Consider the following 13,785-nt stretch of genomic DNA (forward strand, 5'->3'; position numbering starts at 1 on the left):
ACCCCTCACCCGGATCGCATCTGGCGTGCAATCCGACCTCTCCCACAAGGGGAGAGGTGACCCTCGCGTGTCGCTGGCCGTCACCGTCCTGGTATGCCTGCCGGACGCATGGCGGGTTGCATAATGATACTGGCGCTGACATCGGAACCCGGCTAATCCACTGCCTGCATATAACGAGATGTCAGGACAATGGCCGATACGATCCAGGAAGTGCTGCAAGCCTTTGCGAAGGGTGAACTCGTCGTCGTCACCGACGATGACGATCGGGAAGGCGAGGGCGATCTGATCGTCGCGGCGTCGTTCTGCACGGCGGAGAAGATGGCCTTCATCATCCGCCACACCTCCGGCATCGTCTGCGCGCCGATCACCACCGAAGACGCCCGCCGGCTGCGGCTCGACCCGATGGTGGCGCACAACGAGTCCAACCACACCACCGCCTTCACCGTGTCGATCGACTACAAGCCCGACGGCGGCACCGGCATCTCGGCCGAGGAACGCGCCTCCTGCTGCCGCGCGCTCGCCAATCCCAATGCCGGCGCCAATGATTTTGCGCGGCCGGGCCACATCTTCCCGCTGATCGCGCGCGACGGCGGCGTGCTGCTGCGTTCCGGCCATACCGAGGCCGCTGTCGATCTGTGCCGGCTCTCGGGCCTGCCGCCGGTCGGCGTCATCAGCGAGTTGATGAACGACGATGGAACCGTGATGAAAGGCGAGCAGGTCGCGAAGTTCGCCGCCGCCCACAAGCTCAAGCATGTCACGATCGCGGACATGATCGCCTATCGCCAGGCGCGCGAGAAGCTGATCGAGCGGGTCGCGACCTTCACCACCGAAAGCCCGATCGGGCCGCTGCAGGGCTATGCCTATCGCTCGCCGTTCGACGAGATCATGCACGCCGCGTTCGTCTATAACGGCATCGGCGACGGCCGGGACGTGCTGACGCGGCTGCACAAGCCCAACATCGTCAAGGACCTCTTCACCGGGCCGGCGCGCATGGAAGCCGTGCTGCGGCACTTCAAGGCTGCCGGCCGCGGCGTGCTGGTCTATCTGCGCGACGGTGCCGCCGGAGTTCCGGTGCAGCCGGTCGAGGAGTCGAAGACCGCGGAGGCCGATCGCCACAAGCAGTGGCGCGAGGTCGGCGTCGGCGCGCAGATCCTGCGCGATCTCGGCGTCACCTCGATCCGGCACCTGACCTCGTCGGTGCACGACTACAAGGGGCTGTCCGGTTTCGGCATCGAGATCGTGTCGAACGAGAAGCTGGAGACCTGACGTCAGTCATTCCGGGGCGATGCGTCAGCATCGAACCCTCAGGTGCGCGGTTGCGCACCGAGAATCTCGAGATTCCGGGTTCGATGCTCACGCATCGCCCCGGAATGACAATGATCCCAATTCAATTGCGCTTCGCAGCATAGCGCTTTAATTTATCCGCCAATTTCCGAGTGACGATACGAAAGGATGTTTCATGAGCGTGCGCCCCCAGGCCAAGGACAAGCCGGCTGCCGCCAGCTTCCAGTGGGATGATCCGTTCCTGCTCGACGAGCAGCTCACCGAAGACGAGCGCCTGATCCGCGACACCGCGCGGGCCTATGCGCAGGACAAGCTGGCTCCACGGGTCACCAAGGCCTATCTGGAAGAGAAGACCGATCGCGAGATCTTCAACGAGATGGGCGAGCTTGGCCTGATCGGCGTCACGCTGCCCGAGGAATATGGCTGCGCCAATGCGAGCTACGTGGCCTATGGCCTCGTCGCGCGCGAGATCGAGCGCGTCGATTCTGGCTATCGCTCGATGAACTCGGTGCAGACGTCGTTGGTGATGTATCCGATCTACGCCTATGGCGACGAGAACCAGCGCAAGAAGTATCTGCCCAAGCTCGCGACCGGAGAATGGGTCGGCTGCTTCGGCCTGACCGAGCCGGACGCCGGTTCCGATCCCGGCGGCATGAAGACCCGCGCCGAGAAGGTGGCCGACGGCTACAAGCTCAACGGCGCCAAGATGTGGATTTCGAACGCGCCGATCGCCGACGTCTTCGTGGTGTGGGCCAAGTCGGCAGCGCATGACAACCAGATCCGCGGCTTCATCCTCGAGAAGGGCATGAAGGGCCTGTCGGCGCCGAAGATCGGCGGCAAGCTCAGCTTGCGCGCCTCGATCACCGGCGAGATCGTGCTCGACAATGTTGTGGTGCCGGAAAGCGCGCTGCTGCCCAACGTCTCCGGCCTCAAGGGTCCGTTCGGCTGTCTCAACCGCGCCCGCTACGGCATCTCCTGGGGCGCGCTGGGCGCCGCCGAGGACTGCATGCACCGCGCGCGGCAGTACACGCTCGACCGCAAGCAGTTCAACCGGCCGCTCGCCGCCACGCAGCTGGTGCAGAAGAAGCTCGCCGACATGGAGACCGAGATCGCGCTCGGCCTGCAGGCCTCCCTGCGCGTCGGCCGCCTGATGGACGAGGGCAAGATGGCCCCTGAGATGATCTCGATCGTCAAGCGCAACAATTGCGGCAAGGCGCTCGACATCGCCCGCATGGCGCGCGACATGCACGGCGGCAACGGCATTCAGATCGAGTATCACGTGATGCGCCACGCCGCGAACCTCGAGACCGTGAACACCTATGAGGGCACGCACGACGTCCACGCCCTGATCCTCGGCCGCGCGATCACCGGCATCCAGGCGTTCTCGTAAGGGCACTGGCGTGCCGTCAAACACGACTGTCATCGTCCGCGAAAGCGGACGATCCAGTATTCCAGAGGCCTCTCGTTCAATCTCGACTGCCGGTGTTTACTGGATCCCCCGCTTTCGCGGGGGATGACAGCGAGTGTAGGTGTTCCCATGGCCGACAACGACGACATCCCGTTCAACCGCGATTTTCCGCTGCAGCCCGGCGTGGTCGAACAGGTCCGCCCCGGCGTGCGCCGCGTCCTCTGCAACAATCCGAGCCCGTTCACCTTCACCGGCACGGTCAGCTACATCATAGGCCAGGGCAAGGTCGCGATCATCGATCCCGGTCCCGATGACGAGGCGCATGCGAAGGCGCTGCTCGATGCGGTCAAAGGCGAGACCGTGACCCACATCCTGGTCACCCACACCCATCGCGACCATTCGCCGAACACGCCGCGGATCAAGGCTGCGACCGGCGCACCCGTTTACGCCGAGGGGCCGCACCGCGCCTCGCGCCCGCGCTTCGAGAGTGAGAAGCACAATCCGGAGTCCGGTGCCGACCGCGATTTCCGGCCTGACGTGCAGGTCAAGCACGGCGACGTCATCGAGGGCACAGGCTTTGCGCTGGAGGCGGTCGCCACCCCAGGCCACACCGCCAATCATCTGGCGTTCGCCTGGGCCGAGCGCAGCATCAATTTCGTCGGCGACCATGTGATGGGCTGGTCGACCTCGATCGTGGCGCCGCCGGACGGGTCGATGATCGACTACATGGCCTCGCTGGAGCGGCTCGAGCAGCGGCCCGAGCAGCTCTATTTCTCCGGCCACGGCCCGGAGATTCCGGAGGGCCCGCGCTACGTCCGCTTCCTGGCTCGGCACCGCCGGGCCCGCGAGGCGTCGATCCTGCATCGCCTCGGCAAGGGCGAGGCCGACATCCCGACCATGGTGCGGGCGATCTATATCGGGCTCGATCCGCGCCTCGCCAACGCCGCCGGCTATTCGGTGCTGGCACATCTGGAGGATCTGGTCGCGCGCGGCATCGTGGCGACCGATGGCAATCCGGTGATCGGCGGCACGTACAGGATGGCTTCTTAACCTCGCCCCGTTCTTCACGGGGAGAGGTCGAAATTCGAGCGCAGCTCGAATTTCGGGTGAGGGGCGGCATGCCACAAGCTCAGTCTCACCAAGGCACTCGCGGATAGAAGCCCCTCACCCCAACCCTCTAAGAGCGAGCTTCGCTCGTCTCGACCCCGCATCCGCCTTCGCCCGAAGGCGGGCTTCGGCGGACAAGAGAGCGGGGCGAGGGAGTCATTGGTGGCGCGGCGCGCGATTATTTCTTCACCGTCTTCGCCGGCGGCGTCTTCGGCGGCGCGACGGGGGCCGCCTTCTTGGCCGGTTTGGCGTTGTCGTTGTCGGCGGCGGTGTTGAGGTCCTCGATCAGCCTCTTGACCCGCGCAGCGTTGCTGCCGAGATCGGCGTCGAAGTAGCGCGACGCCGAGCGGATGTCGACGCGCGAGTCCTCGTCGTCGGGCGTGACCCGGATCGAGACGTCCTCGCGGAAACCCATGATCGGGGTGCGCGCCACCGCCTCGATCCGGCCGATGCGGCGCGGCGGCTGCGGCGCGCGCGCGTCGATGACGAGCCATTTGCGGCGGTTCACCAGCCGCAAGGTCATCTCATAGGCGCGGTCCACCGGGGCCTCGAGCTCGACGGTTTCGATATCGGGCCAGGCCGCGCGCTGCTGCTCGGCCGAATAAAGACCGGCATAGGCGGCCGGATTGGTGCCTTCTCCGGTGCGCAGCCGCGCCAGCGCCTCGAATTTCGGCGGGTCGATCGCGTCGGTGGTGATGTCGTAGATCCGCGGCAGCTTGCGGTACTGATAGGCGAGGTAGGCCGGGTAGGCGAGGATCGCGGCGTTGATCACGAGCGCGAGCAGGATCCGGCCCATGCCGCGGGTGCCGTTCTGCCAGATCGCGGCGAAGGCGGCGAGCCCGAGCAGGATCGACAGGCCGGCCAGGCCCAGCGCGCCGAAGAAGGTCATTAGCGCCGGCTTGACCTCCAGGAACCCGAAGCGGACGATGAGGATCGAGACCACCACCGCGACGACGGCAAAGATGGCGAGGTTGCGCGACCAGGTGGCGAGACCGGACACGGGCTCCTGCTGGTAGGGAGCGGAAAACCTGCGCGCCATCGTCGAAAAATCTGCCGGTTGAGATGTCCTTGGGCGACCTCAGCCGCCGCCAATGATCGTGTGAGACCACGGACCTGCGGCGAATTCAAGGGATTTGGGCACTACTCCCGAATCGTCATGGCCGGGCATAGCCGCCCGAAGGACGGCGTCGCTTCCGCTCGCCTATGACCCGGCCATCCATGTCTTGCGGCACACGAAGGCGTGGATGCCCGGGTCAAGCCCGGGCATGACGAGCGTTAGCTTTCACGCCGCCGCGGTCGGGAAGGTGTAGTCCTTGAACTGGTCGCGCAGCGCCGTCTTCAGGATCTTGCCGGTCGCGGTGTGGGGGATGCCGTCGACGAAGGCGACGTCGTCGGGCATCCACCATTTGGCGATCTTGCCGTCCATGAACTTCAGGATGTCCTCGCGCGTGGCGCTCTCGCCCTGCTTGAGCTGCACGATCAACAGCGGCCGCTCATCCCATTTGGGGTGATGGACGCCGATCACGGCGGCTTCCGCGACCGCCGGATGGCCGACCGCGAGGTTTTCCAGATCAATCGAGGAGATCCATTCGCCGCCGGACTTGATCACGTCCTTGGAGCGGTCGGTGATCCGCATGTAGCCGTGCTCGTCCATCGTCGAGACGTCGCCGGTGTCGAAAAAGCCCGCATCGTCGAGGATGTTGCTGTCGACCCGGAAATAGGCCTTGGCGATCGCGGGGCCGGAGACCTTGAGGCGGCCGAAGGTCTTGCCGTCCCACGGCAGCTCCTTGCCGGCATCGTCGGTGATCTTCATCTCGACGCCGAACGGCGGGTAGCCCTGGGTCTGCAGGATGTCGAGCCGCTCCTCGCCGCTGCGATCGGTGAAGGGCGGCTTCAGCGTGGCCAGCGTGCCGAGCGGGCTCATCTCGGTCATGCCCCAGGCGTGGCGCACCTGGCTGCCCATGTCGAGGAAGGCCTTGATCATCGAGCGCGGCATCGCCGAGCCGCCGCAGATCACCATCTGCAGGTCCGGCAGCTTGACGTTGTTGGCCGCCATGTATTGCAGCAGCATCAGCCACACCGTCGGCACACCCGCGGTGTGGGTGACCTTCTCGGTCGACAGCAGCTCGTAGACCGAGGCGCCGTCGAGCTTCGGGCCGGGCATCACGAGCTTGGTGCCCATCGAGGGTGCGGAGAAGGCGATGCCCCAGCTGTTGGCATGGAACAAGGGGACCACCGGAAGCATTGTGTCCGAGGCGGAGGTGCCGAGCGCGTCCTTCGAGTTGGCCATCAGCGCGTGCAACACGTTGGACCGGTGCGAATAAAGCACACCCTTGGGATCCCCCGTCGTGCCGGAGGTGTAGCACATCGCCGCGGCGGTGTTCTCATCGAAGGTCTTCCATTCGAACTTGCCGTCGGACGCCGCGATCCAGTCCTCATAGGCGACCGCGTTCTTCAGCGTGGTCTGCGGCATGTGCGCCTTGTCGGTCAGCACCACGTAGCGCTCGACGCTCGGCAGCTGGCCGGCGATCTTCTCCAGCACCGGAACGAAGGTGAGGTCGGTGATGACGATGCGGTCCTGGGCGTGGTTGACGATCCAGGCGATCTGTTCCGGAAACAGCCGCGGATTGACCGTATGGCAGATCGCGCCGATCCCCATGACGCCGTACCAGACCTCGAGGTGGCGCCAGGTGTTCCAGGCGATAGTGGCGACGCGGTCGCCGAGCTTGATGCCGTCGCGCTCCAGGCTCTGCGAAACTTTCAGCGCGCGGGCATGGATTTCGGCGTAGGTGGTGCGATGAATCGGGCCTTCCACCGACCGCGTCACGACTTCCTGCGTGCCGTGATATTTGGCGGCGTGCTCAATAATCTTGTGGCACAGCAAGGGCCAATCTTGCATCAAACCAAGCATACGCAAATCCCTCCTCGATCCTCACGCATGATCTGTCGGCATCTTGGGCGGCCGGCAGTAAAATCATGGAATTGACATGAACTGTAGCGCGGAGAAAGCAAGCCGAAAATGGCCTGATGGTGCGTTTCGTCGCGGCCGCGCGGCAATGGTTACCGCTGCCGCCGCGCTGCTTTGCCTTGGCATGCAAGCAGGATCCGTCGAAGCTGCCCGCCGCGCGCCAGGCTTTCCGTGGGACGATCTGTTCGGCACCAGGCCGCAGCGGCCACACAAGACGGTCCGCCGCGCAGCAGTGCCGCTGCCGAAGCCGCGCCCGGCCGAGGCGCCAGCGGCCGCCAAGCCGCCCGCAGCTGTGACGCAGCCTCCGGCGGCACCTGCCGAGGCCGACCGGCCCAGCGAGACGGCGAAGCCGGCCGAAGTCGCCAAACCGGCCGAGCCCGCCGCGCCGCAGCTGTCGGCCTGCCGGCAGGCCCTCACCGAGGAGATCGCGATCGCGCCGAGCATTCCCGACATCCATGGCGCCGGGGGCTGCGGCGGCGAGGATCTGGTGCGGCTGGAGGCGATCGTGCTGCCCGACAGGCGCAAGGTCGCGGTCCAGCCCGCGGCGATCCTTCGCTGCAAGATGGCCGCAGCGGTCGTCGACTGGGTCCGCACCGATATCGCGCCGCTGGCGCAGAGCCTTGGCGGCGGGATCAGCAATCTCGACAATTTCGACTCGTTCGAGTGCCGCGGCCGCAATCGCATCGCCGGTGCCCAGCTCTCCGAGCACGGCCGCGCCAATGCGCTCGATGTGCGCGCGTTCGGTCTCGCCAACGGCAAGTCGATCTCGCTGACCGACCGCAGCGTTGCGCGCGACCTGCGCGAGACCGTGCTGCATTCGGTCTGCGCCCGCTTCTCCACCGTGCTCGGCCCGGGCTCGGACTGGTACCACGAGGACCATGTCCATCTCGACCTGATTGAGCGTCGCAACAATTACCGGATCTGCCAGTGGAACGTGTACGACCCGCTACCGCAGACCGCGCCGCTGTTGCCGGCCGAGCGCCCCGAAGAGGCGCCGCCGCGCGCGGTCGCGTCCAAAACCGATGCGTCAAAGGCGGACGGAGCCAAACCCGACCGTGGCAAGGCTGATGAGCCGGGTGCCGCGAAACCAAATGATGCCGCTGCTCCCGATAGCGCCGCGGAGACCAAGCCGCAGCCAACAAAAAAGCGCCGGCAAAGCCGGCGCCTTTGATCGCGATTGCGACGTGATTGGGATCAGTAGGTCGTGCCGCCGGCACCCTGCAGCGCCATCTGCGGCTTGTAGGGCGAGTCGCCGTGCTTCGGCTCCAGCACCACGACGATGGTGCCGAGCTTGACGCGGCCGTAGAGGTCGATGACGTCCTCATTGGTCATGCGGATGCAGCCCGAGGAGATCGACGAGCCGATGTATTCCGGCTGGTTGGTGCCGTGGATGCGGAACAGCGTGTCCTTGCCGCCCGAATAGAGATACATCGCGCGCGAGCCCATCGGATTGTCCGGGCCCGGTGCCACGAAGGTCGGCACGCCGAGCCGCGAGATTTCGCCGGGGGTCGGGTGCCAGGCCGGCCATTCGGTCATGCTGCCGACCTTGGCAATGCCGGACCAGGCCATGGCCTCTTCGCCGACGGTGATGCCGTAGCGGATCGCCTTGCCGTCGTTCATTACGTAGTAGAGGTAATGGTTGTCGGAATCGACCACGATCGAGCCGGGGGCTTCCTTGCGGTGATACTCGACGATCGCGCGGCGGAACGGCTCGGCCACCGGGGTCTTGACGTAGGTGGTCTTGGCCAGGAGTTCCTTGTCACGCGGCTTGAAGTTCGCGGTATTGGTTGCCTCAAAGGTCGTGGCCTGCATGCAACCCGACAACATCAGACCTGCGGCCAGGATTCCAAAGGTAACTTTGAACGACATGATTACATTCCAATCGAAAATCCGCGTCTCAAAGCGTCAAAAATGCGCCCAAAACGCCACGATTCCATGAAGGGCATTATTGCCGAAACCTGCCATTATTCCCAGACTTTAGATGCCTTTCCCGCATCGCGGGACGTCGTCTGTGGCTTTTTTGCCGCAAGTGTTCTGGCGCGGGACTGGTTTTTGTGCAAACAGGCAACGGTCACCGAGTCGAAGCCGCGTCGCGTCACATTCACCGCCACTTGGCCGCCACAAAGATGGACGCCCGGTTAATGCCCCGGTCATGAAGCGCCAGCCAGAATCGCGCTAAGTCGGCGGGTCCTGCCAGCCCTGTTTGCCAGCCCTGTTTCTTGGAGTTCCTGATGCTGTCGGCGTTCGTTCCTTCCGATTTCTCCCTCAAGAAGGCCGCCATCACCGACCTGGCGTCGTTGCCCGAGGGCGCGGTCTGGGTCGATCTGGTGAATCCGACCGTTGAGGAGGACCGGGCCGTCGAGAAGCTGGCGGGGATCGCGGTTCCGACCCGGGAAGACATGCAGGAGATCGAGATCTCCAGCCGTCTCTATATCGAGAACAGCGCGCGCTACATGACCGCGACGCTGATGTGCCAATCCGACACCGACATGCCGCGCACCACGGCGGTCACCTTCATCCTGACCGGCCATCGCCTGGTCACCGTGCGCTACGACCTGCCGAAGCCGTTCGCGTTGGTCGAGAACAAGCTGGCGCGCGCTTGCGCCCCCAGCATCACCGGCGAGCAGGTGCTGATGGAACTCTTGGACGCGGTGATCGACCGTTGCGCCGACATTCTGGAGCGCTGCGGGGCCGACATCGACCAGGTCTCCCATGACATCTTCGAGCCGGAGAGCGAGCGCCACGGCCACGCCAAGCAATATTCGCAGATTCTGATCACGATCGGCCGCAAGGGCGACCTGACCTCGAAGGTCCGCGAAAGCCTGGTCTCGATCGGCCGCCTCGTCACCTTCCTCTCCGCAATCGTGGAAGGGGTGAAATGGTCCAAGGACATGCGCGAGCAGCTCAAGACCATGCAGCGTGACGTCGCCTCACTGACCGACCACGCGTCCTATCTTTCCAACAAGATCACCTTCGTGCTCGACGCCATGCTCGGCGTGGTCAATCTGGAACAGAACAACATCATCAAGCTGTTCTCGGTGATGGCTGTTGTCCTGATGCCGCCAACGCTGATTGCCTCGATCTACGGCATGAATTTCAAGATCATGCCGGAACTCGAGTGGACGCACGGCTATCCGTTCGCGCTGGTGCTGATGCTGTTCGCGGCGATCGTGCCGTACTGGATTTTCAGGTGGAAGAAGTGGCTGTAGGCCTGTTTTTCAAGAGCACGCGTCGCATTTTGGGATTCGGGCAACTGCCTTATTTCCTCTGCTAAAATTTGAGTGTTGCGCTGAACGTTTGGGCCAAACTTGTCTGCGATAACGCCCACCTCGAAGCCGGAGGAGAGCAATGGTTGAGAAGATCATAACGCCACGGCGTAACGTCATCGACTTTGCGCGCTATCAACAGGACCGCGCAGCAGGCAAGGTGCAGGCGATCTCGCCGGCACTTTGCCGTTACTGTGGCGCTGCGTTGCTGGATGGCGAGGACGAAGACGATTGCTCCAGCGCGTTGAACGACATCGCGCTGCAGCCTGAGAAGAAGTCGCGTCGGTTTTACGCCGACTAGAGGCCGAAGCCTCGGAGGCAGAAGCCTCGTTTGCCTTGTTACGCCTGCAAGTGAAGCAATCCCAAAGTGACGGCCGCGGCGGCGGCCGGGATCGCCTCGAAACTTCCTTCGCCGAAATAACGGCTCATCCCAGGCTCAGACGTGCTGACCACCGTTAATGTGGATTTCCGCACCGTTCACGTAAGAGCTGGTCTCCGTACAGAGAACGTAAATGATCTTGGCGACCTCGTCCGGCGTGCCGAGGCGATGCATCGGGATTTGCTGATCGACGATCTTCTCGGTGCCCGGCGACAGGATCGAGGTGTCGATCTCGCCCGGTGCGATCGAATTGACGCGGACGCCGACGCGGCCGAAGTCGGATGCCATTTCCCGCGTCAATGATGCCAGCGCGGCTTTCGAGGTCGCATAGGCAACGCCGGCGAACGGATGCACGCGGGAGCCTGCGATCGAGGTGACGTTCACCACTGCGCCCCTGGCGTGCTTGAGCTCGTCGATCAGTCCGCGGGCCAGCATGATCGGCGCGAAGAAGTTGACGCGAAACACGTGCAGCCATGTCTCGATATCGGTGTCCATGGTCCCGAGCCGCGCGCCGCCCGGCCCCTTCGGCGAGATCGCGGCATTGTTGACCAGCGCGTGCAACTCGTCGTTCACCAGCCGTTTGCGGATCTCGGAGATGGCGCGAACCGTGTCGTCATGATCGCCGAAATCGACCTCGATGTGATCTTCCGGTCCCGCGCCCCAGGGGCAGACTTCCGGAAATGCATGCCGTGAGCAGGTGATGACGCGCCAGCCGGCGGAAGCAAACCGGATCGCGGTGGCGTGGCCGATGCCGCGGCTGGCACCGGTAAGGAGCAGGGTACGGCGCGGCGCGTTGGAAGGAGGGGACATGGTGTCTTTCAGGCTGTCGTATCAAGGATAGAGCCGCACCTTCGACCAAGCGCGGCCGGCGCCGTCGCGGCGGAATTCGATGCGGTCGTGCAGGCGGAACGGGCGGTCGTGCCAGAACTCGAAGCGCTGCGGCGTGATCCGCCAGCCGCTCCAGCCCGGCGGACGCGGCACCTCGCCGATCATGTATTTCGCGCCGGCCTTGGCGATCGCCTGCTCGAAGGCGAAGCGGCTCTCCAGGGGCTGCGACTGCTTGCTGGCCCAGGCGCCGATCTGCGCCTGTTTCGGCCTTGTGGCGAAATAGGCGTCGGCCTCGGCATCGGTCACCGGCGTGACCGGCCCCCGGATGCGCACCTGACGGCGCAGAGATTTCCAGTGGAATAGTAAAGCGGCCTTAGGATTTGCGGCCAATTCGCGGCCCTTGGCGCTCGCAATGTGGCTGTAGAACACGAAACCGTCGGCGTCGAAGCCCTTCATCAGCACCATCCGCACGTCCGGCAGTCCGTCGGCGTCGACGGTCGCGAGCGCCATCGCGTTCGGATCGTTCGGCTCGGACTTGACCGCTTCCGCAAACCATTCGCCGAACAGGGCAAACGGCTCCTCCGCCGCGGTGAAATCACCCGATGTTAACGGTGCCGGGTGTTTGATGGAGGTCGTGTCGGTCATGTCAGGAGTCCCGATTTGCATCCGCCCGTGTCCGAGAGCGCGCTACTGGCCCTATATAGGGCATGGGGGCGCGTTGGCCTATCGGCGATCCATCCCGCGGGCGCGGTGGTGACATTGATTCTGATCGGCGTTGGCGCCAGCGGCTGCAGCCTGTCGCGCAGCGATGCTTTCGCCAAGATGGACGACAAGGATGTGACTGGTGCGATCAGCCCGACCCAGGTCAGCGCGGCGATGCCGACCGAGAGCGATCTCGCCTTCGCCCGCAATGCGGCTTCCGACGTGCTGACCAAGGGCGACAAGGATTCCAGCCAGTCCTGGGAAAACCCCGAGACGGGTGCGCGCGGCTCGGTGACGCCGCTGGCCCAGGCCTATTCGGGCGAGGACGGCAAGACGTGCCGGGACTTCCTCGCGAGCTATGTCAATGGAGTCACCGAGAGCTGGCTACAGGGCGCCGCCTGTAAGGGTGGACAAGGACGGTGGGAAATCCATAACCTGAAGCCGTGGAGAAAGTCCTGAGAGTTCCGGCAGAAGCCGGCCGATAATGGATGGGCGCTAGTTGCAAAAATGCCACTGAGCCCCCACATGAAGGTAAAGTGGGCCCCGATGGGTTCCATCCAGGACTGATTTTTCCCGTGAAGGAGACGTGACGGATGCGCGACCCCTATGAGGTCTTGGGGGTGCAGCGGAGCGCCAGCGCTGCGACGATCAAGAGCGCCTATCGCAAGCTCGCCAAGAAGCATCACCCTGACAATAACAAGAACGACCCGAAGGCGGCCGCCCGCTTTGCGGAGATCAACACGGCCAACGAGATCGTCGGCGACGAGGACAAGCGCAAGCAGTTCGACCGCGGCGAGATCGATGCCGAAGGCAAGCCGCGCTTCCAGGGTTTCCCAGGCGGCGGCGCCGGCGGCCGTACCGGTCCGGGCGGCTTCGAATACAGCTTCCGCGGCGGACCCGGCGGCGGTGTGGGCGGCGGCAGCTTCGAGGACATCCTCAACAGCATGTTCGGCAACGCCGCGCGCGGCGGCGGTGGTGGTGGCCGTGCCGGGCGGTCCAGTCCGTTTGAGTTCGACGGCGGCGGGGTCGGGGTCGACCTCGATCTTTCGGTCGCCATGACGGTGTCGCTGGAGGAGTCGGTCAGGGGCGGCGACAAGCGCGTCCGCCTGCCGACCGGCCGCGAGCTCAACGTCAAGATTCCCGCCGGCGTGACCGCCGGGCAGCAGATCCGGCTGAAGGGGCAGGGCGAGACCGCTCAGGGCCACCCGCCCGGCGATCTGCTGATCACGATCTCGATCGCGCCACATCCGTTCTTCAAGATCGACGGCAACGATCTCAGGATCGATCTGCCGGTGACGCTCTACGAGGCGGTGCTGGGTGGCAAGGTCCGGGTGCCGACCCTCGGCAGCGCGGTCGAACTGTCGATCCCGAAAAACACCTCCAGCGGCCGCACTTTCCGCCTCAAGGGCAAGGGGCTGTCGAAGGCGGGTGTATCAGGCGATCTCTATGTCACGACCCGGATCATCCTTCCCGACGGGAACGATGCCGAGCTTGAGGCATTGATGCAGACGTGGCGGGATCGAAACCCCTATAATCCGCGCAGCGATCTCGGCTGACCGCCGATAACGCGCCCCAACGACGCGACGAAGACGCGAAACTGCACCTACCCCGGACTCTATCGGGGTAGACGCGGGCGTTGCGAGCGGGTCAAACAATGACCGGCCGCCGGAGATCCGGGTTTTGCGGCGCGCAGACCGGATGGCGGAAAAGGAGTGCGGCCTCGAGAGGGGGACCAGCGCGGTACCAAACCCCAATCGAGGCCGCGTGCGCCGATCGGCGGATCGGGCGCGGATCATCTTCGCGTGAATATCCGGTGCGATAATGAGACGCCGCAATGACGCGA

13 protein-coding genes are annotated in these 13,785 nt (G+C 64.6%); 8 read left to right on the plus strand and 5 right to left on the minus strand.

All coding sequences use genetic code 11. From position 1 onward, the window contains the following. The first annotated feature begins 189 nt into the window (after positions 1-189). The 3 genes from ribB to HAP48_RS28850 all read left to right on the plus strand — a co-directional run bounded on the left by ribB (position 190) and on the right by HAP48_RS28850 (position 3,742). Positions 190-1,266 carry a 3,4-dihydroxy-2-butanone-4-phosphate synthase gene (gene ribB, locus HAP48_RS28840; protein ID WP_029081407.1) on the plus strand — a complete coding sequence of 359 codons (1,077 nt, stop codon included), beginning with the start codon at positions 190-192 and terminating at the stop codon, positions 1,264-1,266. A 193-nt stretch (positions 1,267-1,459) separates the two neighbouring features. Further along, on the plus strand, positions 1,460-2,674 hold the full coding sequence (locus HAP48_RS28845) for an acyl-CoA dehydrogenase (RefSeq protein ID WP_029081406.1): 1,215 nt from the start codon (positions 1,460-1,462) through the stop codon (positions 2,672-2,674). Positions 2,675-2,821: 147 nt separating this feature from the next. Continuing rightward, entirely contained in the window at positions 2,822-3,742 is a 921-nt protein-coding gene (locus tag HAP48_RS28850; RefSeq protein ID WP_166203049.1) for an MBL fold metallo-hydrolase, read from the plus strand. A 235-nt stretch (positions 3,743-3,977) separates the two neighbouring features. Here the strand turns inward: HAP48_RS28850 and HAP48_RS28855 are convergent, their stop codons facing one another. After that, entirely contained in the window at positions 3,978-4,838 is an 861-nt protein-coding gene (locus HAP48_RS28855) for a DUF1499 domain-containing protein (RefSeq protein ID WP_166203051.1), read from the minus strand. A gap of 243 nt (positions 4,839-5,081) precedes the next feature. Further along, the gene (locus HAP48_RS28860) at positions 5,082-6,710 is read right to left on the minus strand and encodes a fatty-acid--CoA ligase (RefSeq protein WP_166203053.1); all 1,629 of its coding nucleotides are present in this window, start codon (positions 6,708-6,710) and stop codon (positions 5,082-5,084) included. 76 nt (positions 6,711-6,786) lie between these two features. Here HAP48_RS28860 and HAP48_RS28865 point away from each other — a divergent pair, with 76 nt between their 5' ends. After that, positions 6,787-7,938 (plus strand): extensin family protein, encoded by a 1,152-nt coding sequence (locus HAP48_RS28865; RefSeq protein WP_420869822.1) that lies wholly within the window; start codon positions 6,787-6,789, stop codon positions 7,936-7,938. Between the two features lie 23 nt (positions 7,939-7,961). On the opposite strand, the gene HAP48_RS28870 is transcribed toward HAP48_RS28865, so the two are convergent. Further along, on the minus strand, positions 7,962-8,636 hold the full coding sequence (locus HAP48_RS28870; protein WP_166203058.1) for a L,D-transpeptidase: 675 nt from the start codon (positions 8,634-8,636) through the stop codon (positions 7,962-7,964). A 362-nt stretch (positions 8,637-8,998) separates the two neighbouring features. Here HAP48_RS28870 and HAP48_RS28875 point away from each other — a divergent pair, with 362 nt between their 5' ends. After that, complete coding sequence (locus tag HAP48_RS28875; RefSeq protein WP_166203060.1) at positions 8,999-9,976, plus strand: magnesium transporter CorA family protein; 978 nt, start codon at positions 8,999-9,001, stop codon at positions 9,974-9,976. A gap of 139 nt (positions 9,977-10,115) precedes the next feature. Continuing rightward, positions 10,116-10,334, plus strand: coding sequence for a hypothetical protein (locus HAP48_RS28880; RefSeq protein WP_166203062.1), 219 nt, complete (start codon positions 10,116-10,118; stop codon positions 10,332-10,334). Between the two features lie 135 nt (positions 10,335-10,469). Here HAP48_RS28880 and HAP48_RS28885 read toward each other — a convergent pair whose 3' ends face one another. Both HAP48_RS28885 and pdxH read right to left on the minus strand, forming a co-directional pair. Next, positions 10,470-11,222: an SDR family NAD(P)-dependent oxidoreductase gene (locus tag HAP48_RS28885; RefSeq protein ID WP_166203064.1), complete on the minus strand. Its 753-nt coding sequence runs from the start codon at positions 11,220-11,222 to the stop codon at positions 10,470-10,472. A 21-nt stretch (positions 11,223-11,243) separates the two neighbouring features. After that, positions 11,244-11,885 (minus strand): pyridoxamine 5'-phosphate oxidase, encoded by a 642-nt coding sequence (gene pdxH, locus HAP48_RS28890; RefSeq protein WP_166203066.1) that lies wholly within the window; start codon positions 11,883-11,885, stop codon positions 11,244-11,246. Positions 11,886-11,993: 108 nt separating this feature from the next. On the opposite strand from pdxH, the gene HAP48_RS28895 reads away from it, so the two are divergent. Beyond that, positions 11,994-12,401 carry an RT0821/Lpp0805 family surface protein gene (locus HAP48_RS28895; protein ID WP_166203068.1) on the plus strand — a complete coding sequence of 136 codons (408 nt, stop codon included), beginning with the start codon at positions 11,994-11,996 and terminating at the stop codon, positions 12,399-12,401. 134 nt (positions 12,402-12,535) lie between these two features. Further along, complete coding sequence (locus HAP48_RS28900) at positions 12,536-13,498, plus strand: DnaJ C-terminal domain-containing protein (RefSeq protein WP_166203070.1); 963 nt, start codon at positions 12,536-12,538, stop codon at positions 13,496-13,498. Positions 13,499-13,785: the final 287 nt, after the last annotated feature.

The sequence above is a fragment of the Bradyrhizobium septentrionale genome, from assembly GCF_011516645.4.
Lineage (GTDB): Bacteria > Pseudomonadota > Alphaproteobacteria > Rhizobiales > Xanthobacteraceae > Bradyrhizobium > Bradyrhizobium septentrionale.